Source organism: Paraburkholderia dipogonis (assembly GCF_042680985.1).
Classification (GTDB): Bacteria; Pseudomonadota; Gammaproteobacteria; order Burkholderiales; family Burkholderiaceae; genus Paraburkholderia; species Paraburkholderia phytofirmans.
In genome coordinates, this window is sequence record NZ_JBHUFR010000007.1 from 112400 (window position 1) to 127382 (window position 14983).

A 14983-nucleotide genomic window follows, 5' to 3' on the forward strand; every position below is an offset into this window, starting at 1 on the left:
CGTTAAACGCTATAACCGCTACCGGATCAACTGACGCACGCCCAACGCAACGATCAACCCGCCGCATACGCGATCGATCGACGCCTTCCAGCTCCGGTACGCGGTCGCAATGCGCTCATGCGACAAGGTCAGCGCGACGAATCCGTACCAGCTGCTCGCGACCACGCACACCATGCCGAGCATCGCCACAAACGTGCCGACGCTGACATGCGCCGGCGCGGCGGACGAGAACACGGCGGCGAAGAACGCCATCGACTTTGGATTCGCGATGTTGGTCGCGAAGCCTTGCGCGAACGCTTGCCGGAAGCCGCCCGCCGCGGCATTCACGCCGGCGGCCGGTTTGCCCGCCGACGCGTTGACGATCAGTCGTCCGCCGAACCAGATCAGATAGCCGGCGCCGGCCAGCTTCACCGCCAATGCGAGCCATGGAAAAGCCGTGAACACGATGCCGACGCCGAGAATCGCGCAGCTTGCCCAGAACAGGTTGACCAGCACGATGCCGCCGACCATCGCGAGCGCTTCGACACGCGTCGCCGATGCGGCCTTGTGCGCAACCGCAACGAAGTTCGGCCCGGGAGTCACCACGCCGGCCACGTACACAGAGAAAACGCCTAGAACCGCGGATCCATCAACCACGCTGTACTCCTTCATTCGCGGCATGCGGCGCACTATCGCCGCACGCCGCTTCGCCCATCAAGCCGAGAAAAACGCCAACGCGCCGGTGATCACGCCCGCGCCAGCCACGACGAACGAGAGATTGCGCAGCCATTTCTTGCGGGTCAGCAACGTGATCGCGCACAGGGCGATCGCCACCTGAATCAGCGTGGTGGCCTGTGCCCAGCGATGATGGCCATGCAGCAACGCTTCGCTGCGCGCGTCGTTATCGACGACTTCCTTTTCGATCGCTTCGGCCTTCGCGCGGATCGGCTCTTTCTGCTGCTTGTATTTGTCGACGTCGGCGAGAAATTTCGTATGCGCGTCCGTGTTGCCAGCGGACAGCGCCGCGCCGAGTTCGGCGAGATTTTCTTTCTCGCCCTTCGCCTGGTAGTAATTCCACTGGTTCGACGCTTCGGTCTTTTTGATCGCGGCTTCGTTCTTGTAGTACAGCGCGAGATTTTCGCTGTTGCCGCTCTGGTACGCGCACAGCGCGCCGATCGTCGCGAGAATGGCCGTCATCACGGCCATGCGGCTCGCAAACGGATCCGCGTCGTGATGACCGGCATGTTCCACCGCGTGGTCGTGCGGACCATGCACTTCATATTCTTCAGGCATCTGATTCTCCGAGGCAATGCTTTTCTTGTCGTCTGCGGGCGACGCACGAGCCCGTCGGGCTCAATCTTAGCGTGTGACGCGGGGTGACGGAAAAGGTGCCTGAGAGACGCGGCCGCAAGAGGCGAGTCAATGGATGCCCGACGCCAGCCACGTCCGCACCAACGGAATCATATGTTCGCCGCCGAGCATGCCGAGCAGCCCGACCAGCGCGACGGTCGGCGGCGCGGGCGACTTCACGTCCATCACGCTGTAGAGGAGGCCGACCAGCAGACCGGCGGCCAGCGAGATCAAATACGCTTTCATGACTGTTGTGTCCAGGTGAGAGGCGGGCTGCCGGGCCCGCCGGTCGCGATGGCGATCACATTGCGATGACGACCCGGCCGCGTGTGCCGGCGGCCACGGCCTCGTAGGCTTCGCGAGCGCGTTCGAGCGGGAATGTTTGCGCGATAGCCGGGCCGGTCAGCTTGCCGGTTTCGAAGCCGTCGACTAGCGCCGTCATCAACGGCGCCGATTCCGCGACGCCGAGCTTCGCGCTGTCCACGCCGAGCAATTGCGTCTCGTTGTGATAGAAGTCGATCAGATCGAATTCGACGCGACGCTTGCCCGTGCCGCTGATTTCGAGCACGCGGCCACGACGTTTGACGAGGCTCAACGCGGTCTCGAACGCCACGCCGCCGACTGTGTCGTACACGACGTCCGCGCCCGCGCCGTCGGTGAGCGCTCTCAAGCGGTCCGTGACGTTTTCATCGAACGGCACGTAGTCGTCGATCAGGCGGCCCGCCGGCGTGTCCGCGTCGAGCGGATGACGGTCCACGGCGATCACGCGGGCGCCGCGCGCCTTGGCGATCTGCACCACCGCACCGCCCACGCCGCCGCCCGCGCCGATCACGGCGATGGTTTCGCCCGCTTGCAGATGCGCGTACTCGACCGTGCCGAGCCAGGCAACCACGAAGTTCACGCCGATCGCGGAGGCTTCCGCGTGGCTCAGCGTTTTGGGTTTGCGCGAGAGTGCCGCGAGCGGCAGTTTGATGAATTCGGCGTGCGTGCCGTCGCGCGTGAAGCCGATGTCGCCGCCGGTGCCCCACACTTCGGCACCGAGCCAGGCTTGCGGGCCGTCCACCACCACGCCGCTGAAGTCGCGGCCGGGCGTGCGCGGCAGCACCGTGTGTGCGAAATGCCCGGAGACGTTCTTGACATCGCTCGGATTCACCGACGCTGCCTTGACCTGCACGACGACGTTGTCCGCATCGGCTTGCGGGGTCGGCAGGTCGGTGTAGTCGAGCACTTCGGGGCTGCCAAAAGATTTGAACTGGATGGCTTTCATCGTTTGTGGCTCCAATTGGGTTCCTGGCTGCGTTGCGCAACAGATTGAACGTTAGTCTAGGTGGCGGGCAGAAAGGCGTTGAGACAAAGGCTTTCGAAAATCGGACAAGACGTTTGGAGACCTGCGCGCTAGTAACGCAGCGAACCTGATCAACCTTGGCGGCTTTTCGCGGCTTCGGGCGAGACGGCGGACGCGACCTCGCTCAACGTGCCGCTCGGATCGAAGCCAGTCGGCGGCGCGCCCAGTTCGCGCCGGAACATGTCGCTGAAGCTGCTCGGCTGAAAACCGAGCGCGCGCGCGATGCTGCTCACCGGGCGTCCTTCGGCGAGCCAGGAGACGGCGACCGCCAGTTGCACCTGGCGGCGCCATTCGGCAAAGCCGACGCCCAGTTCGCGTGTGAAGAGCCGCGCCAGCGTCCGCACGCTCGCCCCGACGGACGCCGCATGCTGCTCGAAGCTGATCGCAATCGACGGATTGTCGATCACCGCGCGGCACAGCGCGTCGAGCCGCCGGTCCGACGCGTCGGGCAGCGCGATGCGCAGCGACGAGCGCGGCGCGTGTCCCAGTTCCAGCATGGCGAGACGGTAGGCGGCGTCGAGATAGGTTTGATCGCGCGAATCGCTGCCTTCATGCTCCGCGATCGAATTGATCAGTTCGCGCAGCAGGCCGTTCACTTCGAACACGTCGCTGCGGCGGCTCAGGTGACCGACATTGCGCGCGTGGAGATAGAGATTGCGCATCTCCACTTCGCTCATCATGTGGATGGCGTGCAGCGTGCCGGCCGGCAGCCAGACCGCGCGCTGCGGCGGCACGACCAGCGCTTCGCGGCCGACCTCGACCCACATCACGCCCGATACCGCGTACAACACCTGCGCCCACGTGTGCGAGTGCGGGTCGATACGCAGCCCGCGCGGATAGTGCCGCGCGAGCGAACGGGCGTCGGCGTCGTCGTGGAGTTCGGGTGGGCGGGCTTTGGGCACGGCGGCTTGGCTCAGGCTCCGCGCATTGCGGACGAAGGTCGCGGACCGGGGCGATCCGTTCGCGAAGCATAGCGCGAGGCGCGCGCCTGTGCAGCTTGAGCGCCGGTCGGCGCGTTCGGATGCGACTGGATGAGCTTATGTGCGCTTATGTGCGCTTATGTGCGCTTACGTGCGATGGCCCATCAACAGCAGCAGCAACGAGAGGGTCACGGTCGAGCCCACGGTCGAGAGCAAGATCGTTCGCGAGGTAATGTGCGCTTCACGCTCGTAGAACTCGGCGAGCATGAACGGCCCGGTGCCGGTGGGCAACGCGGCGAGGACGACCGCCATCTCGACCAGCGTCGACGAGAGCCCGAACACGCGCGCCGCCAGCCACCACGTCAGCGCCGGCTGTACGAGCAGCTTCACGCCCGTGAGCAACCAGGCAATGCCTCGTGCGCCGGCGTCGGCCGGGCGCTTCTCGGCGAGGAACAAGCCGAGGCTCACTAGCGCGCACGGACTCGCCGCGCCGCCCAGCAGTTTCAGGAAAGTCTCCGCGCTGGCCGGCAACGCGACATGGAGGCTGGCAAACAGCACGCCGGCAATCGGCGACACGATCAGCGGATTGCGCGCCAGCGAGCGCAGCACCTTCAAACCCAGCTTATGCGGCGTGCGCTCGGTCTGCAGACCTACCTCGATCAGCACGATGGCAACCGCGAACAGCACACATGCGACAAGGATCGTGGCGATCGTAGTCGGCGTCAGGCTCGCCGAGCCGAACGCGATCATGCCGAGCGGGAAGCCGATATAGCCGGTGTTCGGATACGAGGCCGCAATCGCATCGACGCTTGCATCCGCGAGATGCCGGCCGGTCATCAACCGCATCGCCAGAATCAGCACGAACACGCTGACGCACGCAATCGAGAATGTAGCGACGAACGCCGGTTGATAGAGCTGCTGCCACGTGGCGTGCGCCATGATGTCGAACAGCAGCGCCGGGAGCGCCAGCCAGACCACGAAGCGGTTCAGCTCCGACGCCGAGTTCGGTCCGAGCACGTTGCGCCGGCGGCAGGCGAAACCCGCGAAAATCAGGCCGAAAACGGGAAGCAGGATTTCGAGGGTGGCTAACATCGGCGCAGAGATGGGGGAAGCATGGCGATTCGCCAGCGTAGAGGTTGGCGGCGATACAATCCAATACTGTTTTCTGTGTTCGATAATACTTTTTTTGCATTGTCGTTTTGTGTGAGGGCGTCGTGATCGATATCAAGCCGCTGCGCTACTTCGTGACGCTGGCCGAGACGCGCCATTTCGGCCGGGCGGCAACGCGTCTGAATTTGTCGCAGCCGCCGTTGAGCCGGCAACTGGCGGCGCTGGAGGCGAGCGTCGGCGTGACGCTGGTCGAGCGCAGCCCGCGCAGCGTGAGCTTGACCGCTGCGGGCGAGCGTTTTTACGCCGACGCGAAGGCGATTCTCGCCGCCGTTGAGCAGGCGGTCAGCAATGCGCAAGCCGCCGCGCAGGGTGACGCCGGCAAGCTCGCCATCGGCTTTACGATGTGTGCGGCGTATAGCGTCGTGCCGGGTTATGCGCGGGCTTTCGGCGCGGCGTATCCCGAGGTCGCGTTGAATTTGCGGGAGGTCGTCTCGAACGATCTCGCCGCGCAGGTGCTGAGCGGGCAGATCGACGCAGCCATCATGTTTCCGAACGTGCCGGGCAAGGGGCTCGCCACACGCACGATTCTCAGCGAGCCGCTATGTGTTGCGCTGTCGCGCAGTCATCCGCGGGCGCGCGCGCGGCGTCTGAAGATCGCGCAACTGGCCGGCGAGCCGTTCGTGCTCGCGTCCGAGGAAGTCGCGCCAACATTGCGCGCGACAATCATCGAGCATTGCCGCTCGGGCGGCTTCGAACCCGACATACGTCTCGAAGTGCAGCTGCAACAGACGGTGCTGAGTCTCGTCGACGAAGGGGTGGGCGTGGCGCTGGTGCCGGCTTCCATGCGCCGCGCGCAACTCGCGGGCGTGGTGTTCCGGCCGCTGGCCGATGCGCCGCTGATCGAGCAGGTGTTGGCGTGGTCGCCGGCGAATTGCAATCCGTGTCTCGCGCGCTTTCTCGAACTGGCGTGAAGCTTGGGGTTATGAACTAGCGAGGTGGTTTGTCTTGGTCGCGTCTACGGTGTCGTCCGGATAGCGCAACGCATCTCGCTTGATGAGCCGGCGGCACCAGAAGGTCCAAACGGTCAGGCCGGCATAGACGCCGTACCTCAGCACGTCGGAAGCGACGACCGAGCGCGGATCGTCGGGCCATTGCCAGACGATCAGACTGCGCAAGATGTTCTCGCCCGTCATGCCGATGCCCCACACGAGCGTCATCAAGCGGATGTACGCGACGAGCGAAGGACGTTCGCGCCAATGCTTTTCGAAGCTCTCGACGCTGCGATGATCTTCACGCGACATGGTCGAGCGGGCGAGGTAAAACACCAGCGGCTTGGGCAGCGCGAGCGACAGCAGGAACGATACGCCGATCATGCCGGAGACCATTGGGTCTGCGATCTCGCGCATTCGCGCGTTGCCGCCGAAGCCGATGCTGAGCGCCAGCAGCGACAAGACGATGCCGATCAGCACTTGTGCGCTGAGCGCGTCGAAATGGCGATAGCGCAAAAGGTCCCAGCTCATCCACGCGACCAGCGGCAGCGCCGACGCGGCCAGCGCGCCGAGCTGGCCCCAGTGCGGGAAAGCGAGCCGGTAGGCGAGCACGGGCAAGGCGACGTTCACGATCAGCGCGGTGAGGTAGCGCAGGCGGGTTTTCATCGACGGAGCGGTGGTGAGCGTGGCAACGATGGTTGGCCGTACCCGGCGAGTGTAGGGCGAAGTCTCTTCGCATGCCATAGCTTTGCGGCGTGCGCGCGGCGGGATTTTGTCCACGTCCCTGGCGCGCAAAAAATCTGCGATCATCGAGCCGCTGATTGCCGGGCCACTCCATCAACTATCCGCTCCTACGCAATGCCGATTGCTCCCACGCTCCTCACCACCTCCCGCCTCACCCTGCGACCCCACACCCGCGACGATTTCCTCGAAAGTTACGCGATGTGGTCCGATCCCGAAGTGATCCGCTACATCGGCGGCAAACCCTTCACGCGCGAAGAAGTTTGGGCGCGTCTGCTGCGCTACGCCGGACATTGGGCGATGCTGAACTACGGCTATTGGGTCGTGCGGGAAAAGGGCAGCGGCCGGTTTCTCGGCGAAGTCGGCTTTGCCGACTACCATCGCGAGATCGAACCGTCCTTGATGGTGCCCGAAGTGGGCTGGGCGCTTGACCCGGCCGTGCATGGCCGCGGCTACGCGACCGAAGCCGTGCGCGCCGCGCTGGAGTGGGCCGACCGGCAGTGGCCGGATGGCGAAACGGCCTGCATCGTCGCGCCGGAGAATCTGCCGTCGCTGCGCGTTGCCCATAAGTGCGGCTATCGTGAGCAGCATCGCACCACGTACAAAGGCAAGCCGACCATCGTGCTGCGTCGGCAGGCCCACGCGGTTTGAGCCGGCGCGCGGCGAGCGCCGCGGTTGCCGCTCAGGTGGAGCAAGCCATCTGCGCCGGCCGGCTCGACAAATCAGCTCACTGCGCGTCGCCGCTCGCGGCTGCGCGCTGCCGTGCGATCAGATCCACCAGCCGTTCGACCTGCTGCCCTTGCGCATCGAAGTTGCCGCTATCGAGCCATCGCGTATAGCTCGGGCGCAGCGCGGGCCATTCACTGTCGATGATCGAAAACCACGCCGTGTCGCGGTTGCGTTCGCGATACACGATCGCCTGGCGGAAGATCCCCTCGAACGTGAAGCCGTAGCGCAAAGCCGCCGTGCGCGACGGCTCGTTCAACGAATCGCACTTCCATTCGAAGCGCCGATAGCCGAGTTTGTCGAACACCTGCGTCATCACCAGAAACATCGCTTCGGTGGCGATGCGCGTGCGCTTCAGGCGCGGCGAATACGTGACGTGGCCGACTTCGATCACGCCGTTCGCGCGGTCGATCCGCATCAGCGCCAGCGTGCCAACCGCCTTGCCGGTCGCCAGATCGATCACCGCATGGTGCAGCGGATCGGCGGACGCGGCGGCGCGCGTCAGATGCTCGCGATAGGCAGCGAGACTCTCGAACGGACCGACGCTCAGATAGGTCCAGTCGCGGCCGTCCGTGGCCGAGCTGTACGCGTCGTAGAGGTCCTCGGCGTGACGTTCCACGTCTACCGGTTCGATCCGGCAATAGCGGCCTGCCAGCGGCTCGCGGCCGGGAGCCTGAGCGCCGTTCCAATCCGGCACGGGGGCGCCGATCGGCTGTTCGAATGCGTTGCGTCTGGATTCCATATCGTTGGTCCCATGCAGGAAGGTTGAAGGTTGCGGTCGGTTACGAATGATCGTCGATGATGAAAGAACGATACGGCAAACGTGGTATGTTAAAAAGATCCACGCCAACGTCATTTGATAGGTCCAGCCGCGATGATCGAGATCATTGGCCCGCTTAGCAGCCCGGCTGCGTCGGCCGCCGCCGGCGGCGGCGCAAAGCCCGAGCCGCTGCAAAAACAATTGCTCGAACGCTTGCAACAGGCGATTCTCGCGGGCCGTTTGCCGGCGGGGTCGCTGTTGCCGTCGTCGCGCCTGCTCGCGGCGGAAATGGGCGTGTCGCGCAACACGGTGGTGATCGCGTACGAGCATCTTGCAGCGGTGGGTTATGTGGTCGCCGACAAGAAGGGCACGCGCGTGAGCCCGCTTTCCAGCCCATCCGCACGTGGTGAGCCGGCCTCGCAGCCGGCCGCGCCCGATGTGGCCTACGCGTCGCGCGTCGGGCAGTTCGCGGCCACGCGCACCCACGCCGACAACACCTTTCCTCTGACGCCCGGCACGCCCGCTCTCGACCGTTTCCCGCTGACCGCGTGGCGGCGCGCGCTCGAACGCTCGATGGAGCGCGCATTGCCCCTCGCGCTGGGCTACGGCACGCCGGCTGGCGAGCCGGCGTTGCGCGACGCGATCGCCGCGCATTTGCGCATGGCGCGCGGCGTGCGCTGCGAAGGCTCGCAGGTGGTGATCACCGAGGGCGCACAGGAGGCGCTGAACCTGTGCGTGCGCCTCTTCACCAATCCGGGCGATGTCGCGTGGGTCGAGGATCCCGGCTATCGCGGCGCGAAGGCCGCGTTCAATCTGGGCGATCTGACCACGCTGCCGATTCCCGTCGACGCCGAAGGCATGGCGGTGCCATCCGACGCATGGCGCACGCAGCCGCCGAAGCTGATCTACACGTCGCCTGCGCATCAATACCCGACGGGTTCGGTGCTGTCCGTGGCGCGTCGGCTGGAACTGATCGCCCAGGCGCGCCGCAGCGGCGCGTGGCTGATCGAAGACGATTACGACGGCGAATTCCGCCACACTGGCGAGCCGATCGCCAGCATGCAAGGGCTGGTCGAGGACGCGCCGGTGTTGTACGTCGGCTCGTTCAGCAAAACGATGTTTCCCGCGCTGCGCATCGGCTTCGTGGTGTTGCCGCGGCCGATCGCGGCGCACACCGCCATCGCGGTGCAGGAGATGCTGCGCGGCGGACATCGGCTGGAACAACTGGCGCTCGCGCATTTCATCGAAAGCGGCGAGTTCGGGCGGCATCTCGGACGTATGCGGCGTCTGTATCGCGAGCGCCAGCAGGCTTTGCGCGACGCGCTGACCGAGCATTTTGACGCGTCGCAGATTCTCGGCGGCAATTGCGGCATGCATCTGACGCTGCGCTTGCTGTCACGCATCGACGATCGGACGCTGGCCGAACTTGCGCTCGCCCAAGGGCTCAATCCGCGCGCGCTGTCCGGCTTCGCATTGCAACCGCGCGCCGAAACAAACGGGCTCGTGATCGGTTACGGCAACACGCCGGCCGAACGGCTGGCGCCCGCAATCCGTGTGCTGGCCGGGCTTGCGGCCGGGTTGGACGGCAAGCCGAAGCGCCGTCCGGCAGCCACGTCGGATGCGAAGATGCGCGCGTAACTTTTTGCGTTTGTCCGCGCGGCCCATGTCGCGCTATCGTGTCGCTTATGCGCGGCGATTTCGGAGTGTGCGACATCGACGAATCGCCCGCAGCTCATGCCGCACGCGCCGCACTGCAACATCGCGTGACACGCGGTGCCGCAAGCGCGCTTGCCGGGCCGTTGCTGGCCCCGGCATGAAGAAAGCCTTTGTTGTGGTTATCTATGATGATTTATCCGACCGGAGACGACATGAAGGAAATCGAACCGACCCCGTGGTTTGAGCTTGAGGCCCACACGCCCGTCCGTGAAGGCTGGTATGAGGTGCAGTTGACGAGCGGGGACACGGCCTTTGCGAAGTTCGGCGACGGCGTATGGACCGAGAAACCGTTGCTCGTGTTCACGCACTGGCGCGGCTTGTCCGCCGATCCATCGACGGCCGGCGAAGGCGAAGCCGAATCGATCGCTGCCGAGGCCACCGCGGCCCAAGGCGTGCGCGCCGCCTGGAACGCGTTCTTCCCAGGACTTGGCGAGGAACAGCACAAGCCGCTGGACGCTGTACCCAACGGTAAAGCGCCGCACTGATGCACACCCGGGCGGCGGCTCGCGAGTTGCCGCCCTGATTTGCCTGACCTTACTTTCGCTTTAGCGCTTTAACGTGTGAGCGCCTCGGCAGCCAGCCTGCCGATCTCCATATCGATGTCGGGCGCCTCGCCCGTCTCGAGAATCCACGCCGCGGACAAACCGGACCACGCCAGTATCCACTGCAGCAGACGGCGCCGATCGAGTCCAGCCATCCGCGCGACCCGTTCGACGCGATGCTCGAACCATCCCGATCGCAACGCCGACGCCTCATCTGGATTGCAAAAAATGTTCGCGTAGTCGAATCCGCGTTCGCCGAAGAGGCCTTTCGGGTCGATGGCCAGCCAGCCGCGCGAGCCGAAATCGAGCACATTGCCGTGATGAATGTCGCCGTGCAACACCACCGGGTCTTGCGGCGCGGCGAGCAGGGCTTGCGCGACGGTGGCGCTGTCCTGCAACCAGCCGCCGTATTCTTGCGCGGCGGGCCAGAGACTTGCGAACCAGCGTGGCAGATCGATCAATTCAGGCGGCGGTTTGTTTCGCGGCGCGTGGAGCCGCGCGGCGGTGGCGCAGAGAATGTCGGTGGCGCGGTCGTCGGCGCCGCTATCGCCGGTGCGCGCCAGGTCCGCCAGCGCGTGACTGCTTTGCGCGCGCTCAAGCAGCAGGGCGGCGGCATCGTGCGCGAGCACGCGGGCCGCGCCTTCGCCGTCCCACCACACCATCAACCGCGCGCCGAATTTCTCTTCGGGTTCCTGCGCGACTTTCAGCATCGCGGGGATGCCGTGGTGGCGCACCGGCAGCAGCCGGCTACTGTGCGTGCGAATCGGCGCGCCGTCCTGCTGCAGATCCCATTTGACGATGTACTCGGTGAACATTCGTGCTTCAGTTCGCGAGTGCTACGACGCTAATGTCAGCGATATGCGGGCGGACGATGTGCACGGTTCCTCCAACGAGTTCGACGGTCTTGCATTCTCGCCTGGATCGGCCCGAGGTGGCGTGCGCAGCGCGTATCAAGACCCGACGCTACAATCGCTCTCATTCATTTGACGCGGATTCTACGTATGAAAATCACCCGAGAACCCGTGGCCTTGCCGCGCGCCACGCAACTGCTGAATCATGGGCCGGTCACGATCATCACCAGCGCGCACGGCGGCCGCTCGAACGTGATGGCGGCGTCGTGGGCGATGCCGCTCGACTTCAACCCGCCGAAGGTGGTCGTAGTGGTGGATAGCCGCACGCTCACGCGACAACTGATCGAGGCAAGCGGCATGTTCGGACTGCAGCTGCCGAGCCGTGGATTCGCTGCGCAAACGCTGGCGGTGGGTACGAACGCGGGCACCGAACTCGACAAGTTCTCCGCCTTCGACCTGGAGACGTTCCCCGCACAACGGATCGACGTGCCCATGCTCGCGGGTTGCATCACATGGATGGAGTGCAAGGTCATTCCGGACGATAGCCAGCGCCACGATCTGATCATCGGCGAAGTCGTCGCGGCGTATGCGGATAGCCGCGTGTACTCGAATAACCGCTGGCATTTCGGCGACGATCCCGATCTGCGCACCTGTCACTACGTGGCCGGCGGGACGTTCTTTGCCACGGGCGATGCATTCGAGGTGGATGCCGTGGCGAATGGCGGGGCGCGGTGAGTGAGTAGGGCTTAGTGCGCGCCACTACTTGCTTCGAAGGAACTTGCCCGCCTTCAATTCCAGTAACACAACGAGTTCCGGCTGCATGAATGCGTAGTTGTCGGGAATGTCGAGACAGACGACTTTCTTGCCGTTCAGGCACGCACGGAATTTCGCCGACAGCCGCGCGCGATGCGCTTTCTCCATAACGAAGACGATGTCGGCCCAGCGAACCTGCTCGGGCGAAAGAGGCAAGTCGGCATCGGCACCGAGACCGGCCGAGTCGGTCTCGACGTCGGGCCAACCGGCGAACACTTGCTCAGCAGTTGGACTGCGCAGGCGGTTTTTGCTGCATACAAACAAGGCACGTATCACAGTGGGTATCGCCGCCAAGTCGCTATGCCTGCGGCGCGAATAAACGTATCGCTCACGCGTCGCCCTCGGCAAATTTCTTCAACGCGTCTCCCGCTAACCGATACCGTACCCATTCGCTTTGCGCGCTTGCGCCGATCGATTCATAAAAGCCGATGGCCGGCTCGTTCCAGTCGAGCACGCTCCATTCGAAGCGGCCGCAGCCGGTGTCGCAGGCAATGCGCGCGAGGTGGCGCAGCATCTGTTTGCCCGCGCCGCTGCCACGCGATGCCGGCGACACGTACAGGTCTTCCAGATAAAGCCCCTGCTTGCCGAGCCAGGTGGAATACGAAAAAAAGTAGACGCAAAAGCCGATGGGCTCGCCGTTCATCTCGCAGATCAGCGCCTTCGCGCTGGAAGCGGCGGAAAACAGGCTCGCTTCAATGTCGTGAACGGTCGCGACGACTTCGTGCTCCGCTTTCTCGTACACCGCGAGTTCGGTGATGAAGCGAAGAATCAACGCGGCGTCGGCGGCGCGAGCGGGACGGATATGGATAGTCAAGGTTAGTGGCTCGGTTGATCGGTTGAATTGTGCAGACCGAAGTTTCGCGCAGACGCGCGCGCTTCGGATCAGACATACATCGTAGCGTTTATTGTGCCGTTATGACCAGAGCGCGGCGAGAATGCGATTGACGTCCCGCCACAGAATCGTTTACTGTCGATCCATGGACTTCCACTCGATTCCCTTCGCTGCCGTCACCACCACGACGACCACCTTCACAGGCGGGTCGTCTGGAGGTTGCACGCACTAGAAGCAGGACGCTGTGGCAAACCACCAAAGGCCTCGCCGGAAACGGACGGGGCCTTTGGCGTTTCTGGACCTCCGTTTGCGGCATCCATTCGCGGTAACCGATCAAATGGAGCAAGACTGTGAACGATATCGACCATCGTGTAATCGGCAATAAACTCGACCTCTTCCATCACCAGGAAGAAGGCGCCGGCATGGTTTTCTGGCACCCGCGCGGCTGGGAGCTGTATCGCGTGCTCGAAGACTATGTGCGTGCGCGCATGCGTCGCGCGGGCTTTCGCGAGATACGCACGCCGCAATTGCTGGCGCGCTCGCTGTGGGAGAAGAGCGGGCACTGGGAGAAGTTCGGCGCGGCGATGTATTCGTTAGCCGATGCGGAAGAAGGCCGCGCGCTGTGTCTGAAGCCGATGAGTTGTCCCTGTCATGTGCAGGTATTCAATCAGCGCGTGCGGTCTTATCGCGAATTGCCGGTGCGCTACAGCGAGTTCGGCGCGTGTCATCGCGATGAGCCGTCGGGCTCGCTTGAAGGATTGAAGCGCACGCGTGCTTTCGTGCAGGACGATGCGCATGTGTTCTGCACGGAGGCTCATATCGAGGCGGAAGTCGGCCGCTTCTGTGCGTTGTTGCGTGCGGTCTATGCGGATCTCGGTTTTCCCCAGTTCAAGGTCGCGCTAGCGACGCGGCCGGCCATGCGCGCGGGCGACGATCAAACGTGGGATCGCGCGGAAGATGCGCTGGCGAACGCGGCGCGTGCGGCCGGGATCGAGTTCGACGTGCTCGAAGGAGAGGGCGCTTTTTATGGGCCAAAACTCGAATTTCATCTTCTGGACAGCCGCGCGCGAAGTTGGCAGTGCGGCACGATCCAGCTCGATTTCGTGCTGCCCGAGCGGCTCGACGCGGAGTTCGTCAACGAACGCAATGAGCGTGAGCGGCCTGTGATGATTCATCACGCGGTGCTCGGCAGCATGGAGCGGTTCATCGCGATGCTGCTAGAGCATCACGAGGGATGGTTGCCGGCGTGGCTGGCGCCTGAGCAGGTCGTGGTTGCGACGATTAGCGAGGCGAATAGCGCTTACGCGCAAGAGGTCATGCAGGCGCTCGACGATGCGGGTGTCAGGGCGGTGCTTGATACTCGACCTGAACGGCTGGAGAAGAAGATCGTCGATGCGCGCGAGAAACAGGTGCCGCTTCTGGTTGTGGTGGGCTCGCGCGATGAGCGGGATCGGACGATTAGTATTCGCTTGCGGGATGGGCGGCAAATGACGGTTTCGTTTGTGGAGGCTGTGGAACGGTTGAGGTCGATGGCGCTAGCGCCTGTGATGGCGTCGAAGCTGTGATGTGGCGAGGTCATGGAACCGTGAAAATGAATCGCCCCCATTTCGCCAACGGCCTCATATCCACTCCCACCATCCTCAACGCCTTCCAGATCACCGTCGCCACCGTGTCATAAGCAGGAATATCCGTCGCCATCTCGAACGCACGCACCAGATGCGCCGCGTGCAGATTCGTGCAGAAGGTCGTCACTGCATCCGGTCTCGCGAACGCGGCCTCGCGCATCATGATTGCGAGTTGGGTATCGGGCACTTCAGCGAAGCTGTAGTTATCCCGCAGCCCCAAATGCCGTTCCGCGACGCATTCAATCCCGAGCTTCTCATAGTTACGCACGATTCGTTGCTGGACATCATCGGTATAGGGCGATACGAGACCCAATCGGCGCACACCGGTCTTCTCGAAGATCTCGTTAAGCGCCAGCACCGAAGTCGTCGCGGGAATGCCCGTCGCCTCCGTAATCTGCCGACACAGCGCCTGATCGCGCTCGAATCCCAGCCAGCCCGCCGACGTGCCGCTCCAGCCGATCACGTCCACCCGCGCATCGGCCAGTTGACGCGCGGCCGTTAGAATCCGACTCACGTCGAACTGGCCGAGCGCCTGCTCGGACAACGCGATCTCAGTCACCGTGAAGCGGGCAAAATGCGCGCTGACATGCGGCAGTTCGCTCAGCATCGCCACCGTCATCGGCTCGAGCGCGGTGTTCGACGACGGCGTCAGAATACCGAGCCGGATTCGTTTGCTTTGCATCT

At 64.1% G+C, this 14983-nt stretch carries 18 protein-coding genes; 6 read left to right on the top strand and 12 right to left on the bottom strand.

Features of this window, described 5'->3' with window-relative positions; all coding sequences use genetic code 11:
• Window positions 1–18 precede the first annotated feature (18 nt).
• The 6 genes from ACFSNN_RS09270 to ACFSNN_RS09295 all read right to left on the bottom strand — a co-directional run bounded on the left by ACFSNN_RS09270 (window position 19) and on the right by ACFSNN_RS09295 (window position 4686).
• Window positions 19–636, bottom strand: a complete 618-nt coding sequence (locus ACFSNN_RS09270; protein ID WP_134461036.1) for a LysE family translocator — start codon at window positions 634–636, stop codon at window positions 19–21.
• A 57-nt stretch (window positions 637–693) separates the two neighbouring features.
• Window positions 694–1272 carry a DUF4337 domain-containing protein gene (locus tag ACFSNN_RS09275; RefSeq protein WP_134461033.1) on the bottom strand — a complete coding sequence of 193 codons (579 nt, stop codon included), beginning with the start codon at window positions 1270–1272 and terminating at the stop codon, window positions 694–696.
• Between the two features lie 126 nt (window positions 1273–1398).
• The gene (locus ACFSNN_RS09280; RefSeq protein ID WP_134461031.1) at window positions 1399–1575 is read right to left on the bottom strand and encodes a DUF1427 family protein; all 177 of its coding nucleotides are present in this window, start codon (window positions 1573–1575) and stop codon (window positions 1399–1401) included.
• Window positions 1576–1630: 55 nt separating this feature from the next.
• Window positions 1631–2596, bottom strand: coding sequence for a quinone oxidoreductase family protein (locus ACFSNN_RS09285; RefSeq protein WP_134461028.1), 966 nt, complete (start codon window positions 2594–2596; stop codon window positions 1631–1633).
• Between the two features lie 149 nt (window positions 2597–2745).
• Window positions 2746–3576: an AraC family transcriptional regulator gene (locus ACFSNN_RS09290; RefSeq protein ID WP_134461025.1), complete on the bottom strand. Its 831-nt coding sequence runs from the start codon at window positions 3574–3576 to the stop codon at window positions 2746–2748.
• A 165-nt stretch (window positions 3577–3741) separates the two neighbouring features.
• Window positions 3742–4686 (bottom strand): AEC family transporter, encoded by a 945-nt coding sequence (locus tag ACFSNN_RS09295; protein ID WP_134461022.1) that lies wholly within the window; start codon window positions 4684–4686, stop codon window positions 3742–3744.
• Between the two features lie 122 nt (window positions 4687–4808).
• Between ACFSNN_RS09295 and ACFSNN_RS09300 the strand changes: the two genes are divergently transcribed.
• Window positions 4809–5675, top strand: coding sequence for a LysR family transcriptional regulator (locus tag ACFSNN_RS09300; protein WP_134461019.1), 867 nt, complete (start codon window positions 4809–4811; stop codon window positions 5673–5675).
• A gap of 9 nt (window positions 5676–5684) precedes the next feature.
• Here the strand turns inward: ACFSNN_RS09300 and ACFSNN_RS09305 are convergent, their stop codons facing one another.
• Entirely contained in the window at window positions 5685–6359 is a 675-nt protein-coding gene (locus ACFSNN_RS09305) for a VC0807 family protein (RefSeq protein WP_134461016.1), read from the bottom strand.
• Window positions 6360–6551: 192 nt separating this feature from the next.
• Here ACFSNN_RS09305 and ACFSNN_RS09310 point away from each other — a divergent pair, with 192 nt between their 5' ends.
• On the top strand, window positions 6552–7085 hold the full coding sequence (locus ACFSNN_RS09310; protein WP_134461013.1) for a GNAT family N-acetyltransferase: 534 nt from the start codon (window positions 6552–6554) through the stop codon (window positions 7083–7085).
• Between the two features lie 76 nt (window positions 7086–7161).
• Here ACFSNN_RS09310 and ACFSNN_RS09315 read toward each other — a convergent pair whose 3' ends face one another.
• Window positions 7162–7902 carry a GNAT family N-acetyltransferase gene (locus tag ACFSNN_RS09315; protein ID WP_134461010.1) on the bottom strand — a complete coding sequence of 247 codons (741 nt, stop codon included), beginning with the start codon at window positions 7900–7902 and terminating at the stop codon, window positions 7162–7164.
• A gap of 132 nt (window positions 7903–8034) precedes the next feature.
• On the opposite strand from ACFSNN_RS09315, the gene pdxR reads away from it, so the two are divergent.
• Both pdxR and ACFSNN_RS09325 read left to right on the top strand, forming a co-directional pair.
• The gene (pdxR, locus tag ACFSNN_RS09320; protein ID WP_134461007.1) at window positions 8035–9558 is read left to right on the top strand and encodes a MocR-like pyridoxine biosynthesis transcription factor PdxR; all 1524 of its coding nucleotides are present in this window, start codon (window positions 8035–8037) and stop codon (window positions 9556–9558) included.
• A 230-nt stretch (window positions 9559–9788) separates the two neighbouring features.
• The gene (locus ACFSNN_RS09325; RefSeq protein ID WP_012428912.1) at window positions 9789–10121 is read left to right on the top strand and encodes a hypothetical protein; all 333 of its coding nucleotides are present in this window, start codon (window positions 9789–9791) and stop codon (window positions 10119–10121) included.
• Window positions 10122–10189: 68 nt separating this feature from the next.
• Here the strand turns inward: ACFSNN_RS09325 and ACFSNN_RS09330 are convergent, their stop codons facing one another.
• Window positions 10190–10993 carry an aminoglycoside phosphotransferase family protein gene (locus tag ACFSNN_RS09330; RefSeq protein WP_134461004.1) on the bottom strand — a complete coding sequence of 268 codons (804 nt, stop codon included), beginning with the start codon at window positions 10991–10993 and terminating at the stop codon, window positions 10190–10192.
• A 186-nt stretch (window positions 10994–11179) separates the two neighbouring features.
• Here ACFSNN_RS09330 and ACFSNN_RS09335 point away from each other — a divergent pair, with 186 nt between their 5' ends.
• A complete protein-coding gene (locus tag ACFSNN_RS09335) occupies window positions 11180–11764 on the top strand; it encodes a flavin reductase family protein (RefSeq protein ID WP_134461001.1) in 585 nt (194 codons plus the stop codon).
• 24 nt (window positions 11765–11788) lie between these two features.
• Here ACFSNN_RS09335 and ACFSNN_RS09340 read toward each other — a convergent pair whose 3' ends face one another.
• Together ACFSNN_RS09340 and ACFSNN_RS09345 are read right to left on the bottom strand one after the other, a co-directional pair.
• On the bottom strand, window positions 11789–12118 hold the full coding sequence (locus ACFSNN_RS09340) for a low molecular weight protein tyrosine phosphatase family protein (RefSeq protein ID WP_134465517.1): 330 nt from the start codon (window positions 12116–12118) through the stop codon (window positions 11789–11791).
• A gap of 52 nt (window positions 12119–12170) precedes the next feature.
• Window positions 12171–12656 (bottom strand): GNAT family N-acetyltransferase, encoded by a 486-nt coding sequence (locus ACFSNN_RS09345; protein WP_134460998.1) that lies wholly within the window; start codon window positions 12654–12656, stop codon window positions 12171–12173.
• 368 nt (window positions 12657–13024) lie between these two features.
• Here ACFSNN_RS09345 and thrS point away from each other — a divergent pair, with 368 nt between their 5' ends.
• Complete coding sequence (thrS, locus tag ACFSNN_RS09350; protein ID WP_134460995.1) at window positions 13025–14239, top strand: threonine--tRNA ligase; 1215 nt, start codon at window positions 13025–13027, stop codon at window positions 14237–14239.
• Window positions 14240–14249: 10 nt separating this feature from the next.
• On the opposite strand, the gene ACFSNN_RS09355 is transcribed toward thrS, so the two are convergent.
• Window positions 14250–14981 (bottom strand): maleate cis-trans isomerase family protein, encoded by a 732-nt coding sequence (locus ACFSNN_RS09355; protein WP_134460992.1) that lies wholly within the window; start codon window positions 14979–14981, stop codon window positions 14250–14252.
• Between the last annotated feature and the right edge of the window lie 2 nt (window positions 14982–14983).

Bases quoted from the DNA above. Each gene is read 5' to 3' on its own strand.
- ACFSNN_RS09325 (WP_012428912.1), top strand. From the start codon at position 9,789: ATGAAGGAAATCGAACCGACCCCGTGGTTTGAGCTTGAGGCCCACACG.
- ACFSNN_RS09335 (WP_134461001.1), top strand. From the start codon at position 11,180: ATGAAAATCACCCGAGAACCCGTGGCCTTGCCGCGCGCCACGCAACTG.
- ACFSNN_RS09310 (WP_134461013.1), top strand. From the start codon at position 6,552: ATGCCGATTGCTCCCACGCTCCTCACCACCTCCCGCCTCACCCTGCGA.
- ACFSNN_RS09355 (WP_134460992.1), bottom strand. From the start codon at position 14,981: ATGCAAAGCAAACGAATCCGGCTCGGTATTCTGACGCCGTCGTCGAAC.
- ACFSNN_RS09295 (WP_134461022.1), bottom strand. From the start codon at position 4,686: ATGTTAGCCACCCTCGAAATCCTGCTTCCCGTTTTCGGCCTGATTTTC.
- ACFSNN_RS09285 (WP_134461028.1), bottom strand. From the start codon at position 2,596: ATGAAAGCCATCCAGTTCAAATCTTTTGGCAGCCCCGAAGTGCTCGAC.
- ACFSNN_RS09330 (WP_134461004.1), bottom strand. From the start codon at position 10,993: ATGTTCACCGAGTACATCGTCAAATGGGATCTGCAGCAGGACGGCGCG.
- ACFSNN_RS09280 (WP_134461031.1), bottom strand. From the start codon at position 1,575: ATGAAAGCGTATTTGATCTCGCTGGCCGCCGGTCTGCTGGTCGGCCTC.
- ACFSNN_RS09275 (WP_134461033.1), bottom strand. From the start codon at position 1,272: ATGCCTGAAGAATATGAAGTGCATGGTCCGCACGACCACGCGGTGGAA.
- pdxR (WP_134461007.1), top strand. From the start codon at position 8,035: ATGATCGAGATCATTGGCCCGCTTAGCAGCCCGGCTGCGTCGGCCGCC.
- ACFSNN_RS09305 (WP_134461016.1), bottom strand. From the start codon at position 6,359: ATGAAAACCCGCCTGCGCTACCTCACCGCGCTGATCGTGAACGTCGCC.
- ACFSNN_RS09315 (WP_134461010.1), bottom strand. From the start codon at position 7,902: ATGGAATCCAGACGCAACGCATTCGAACAGCCGATCGGCGCCCCCGTG.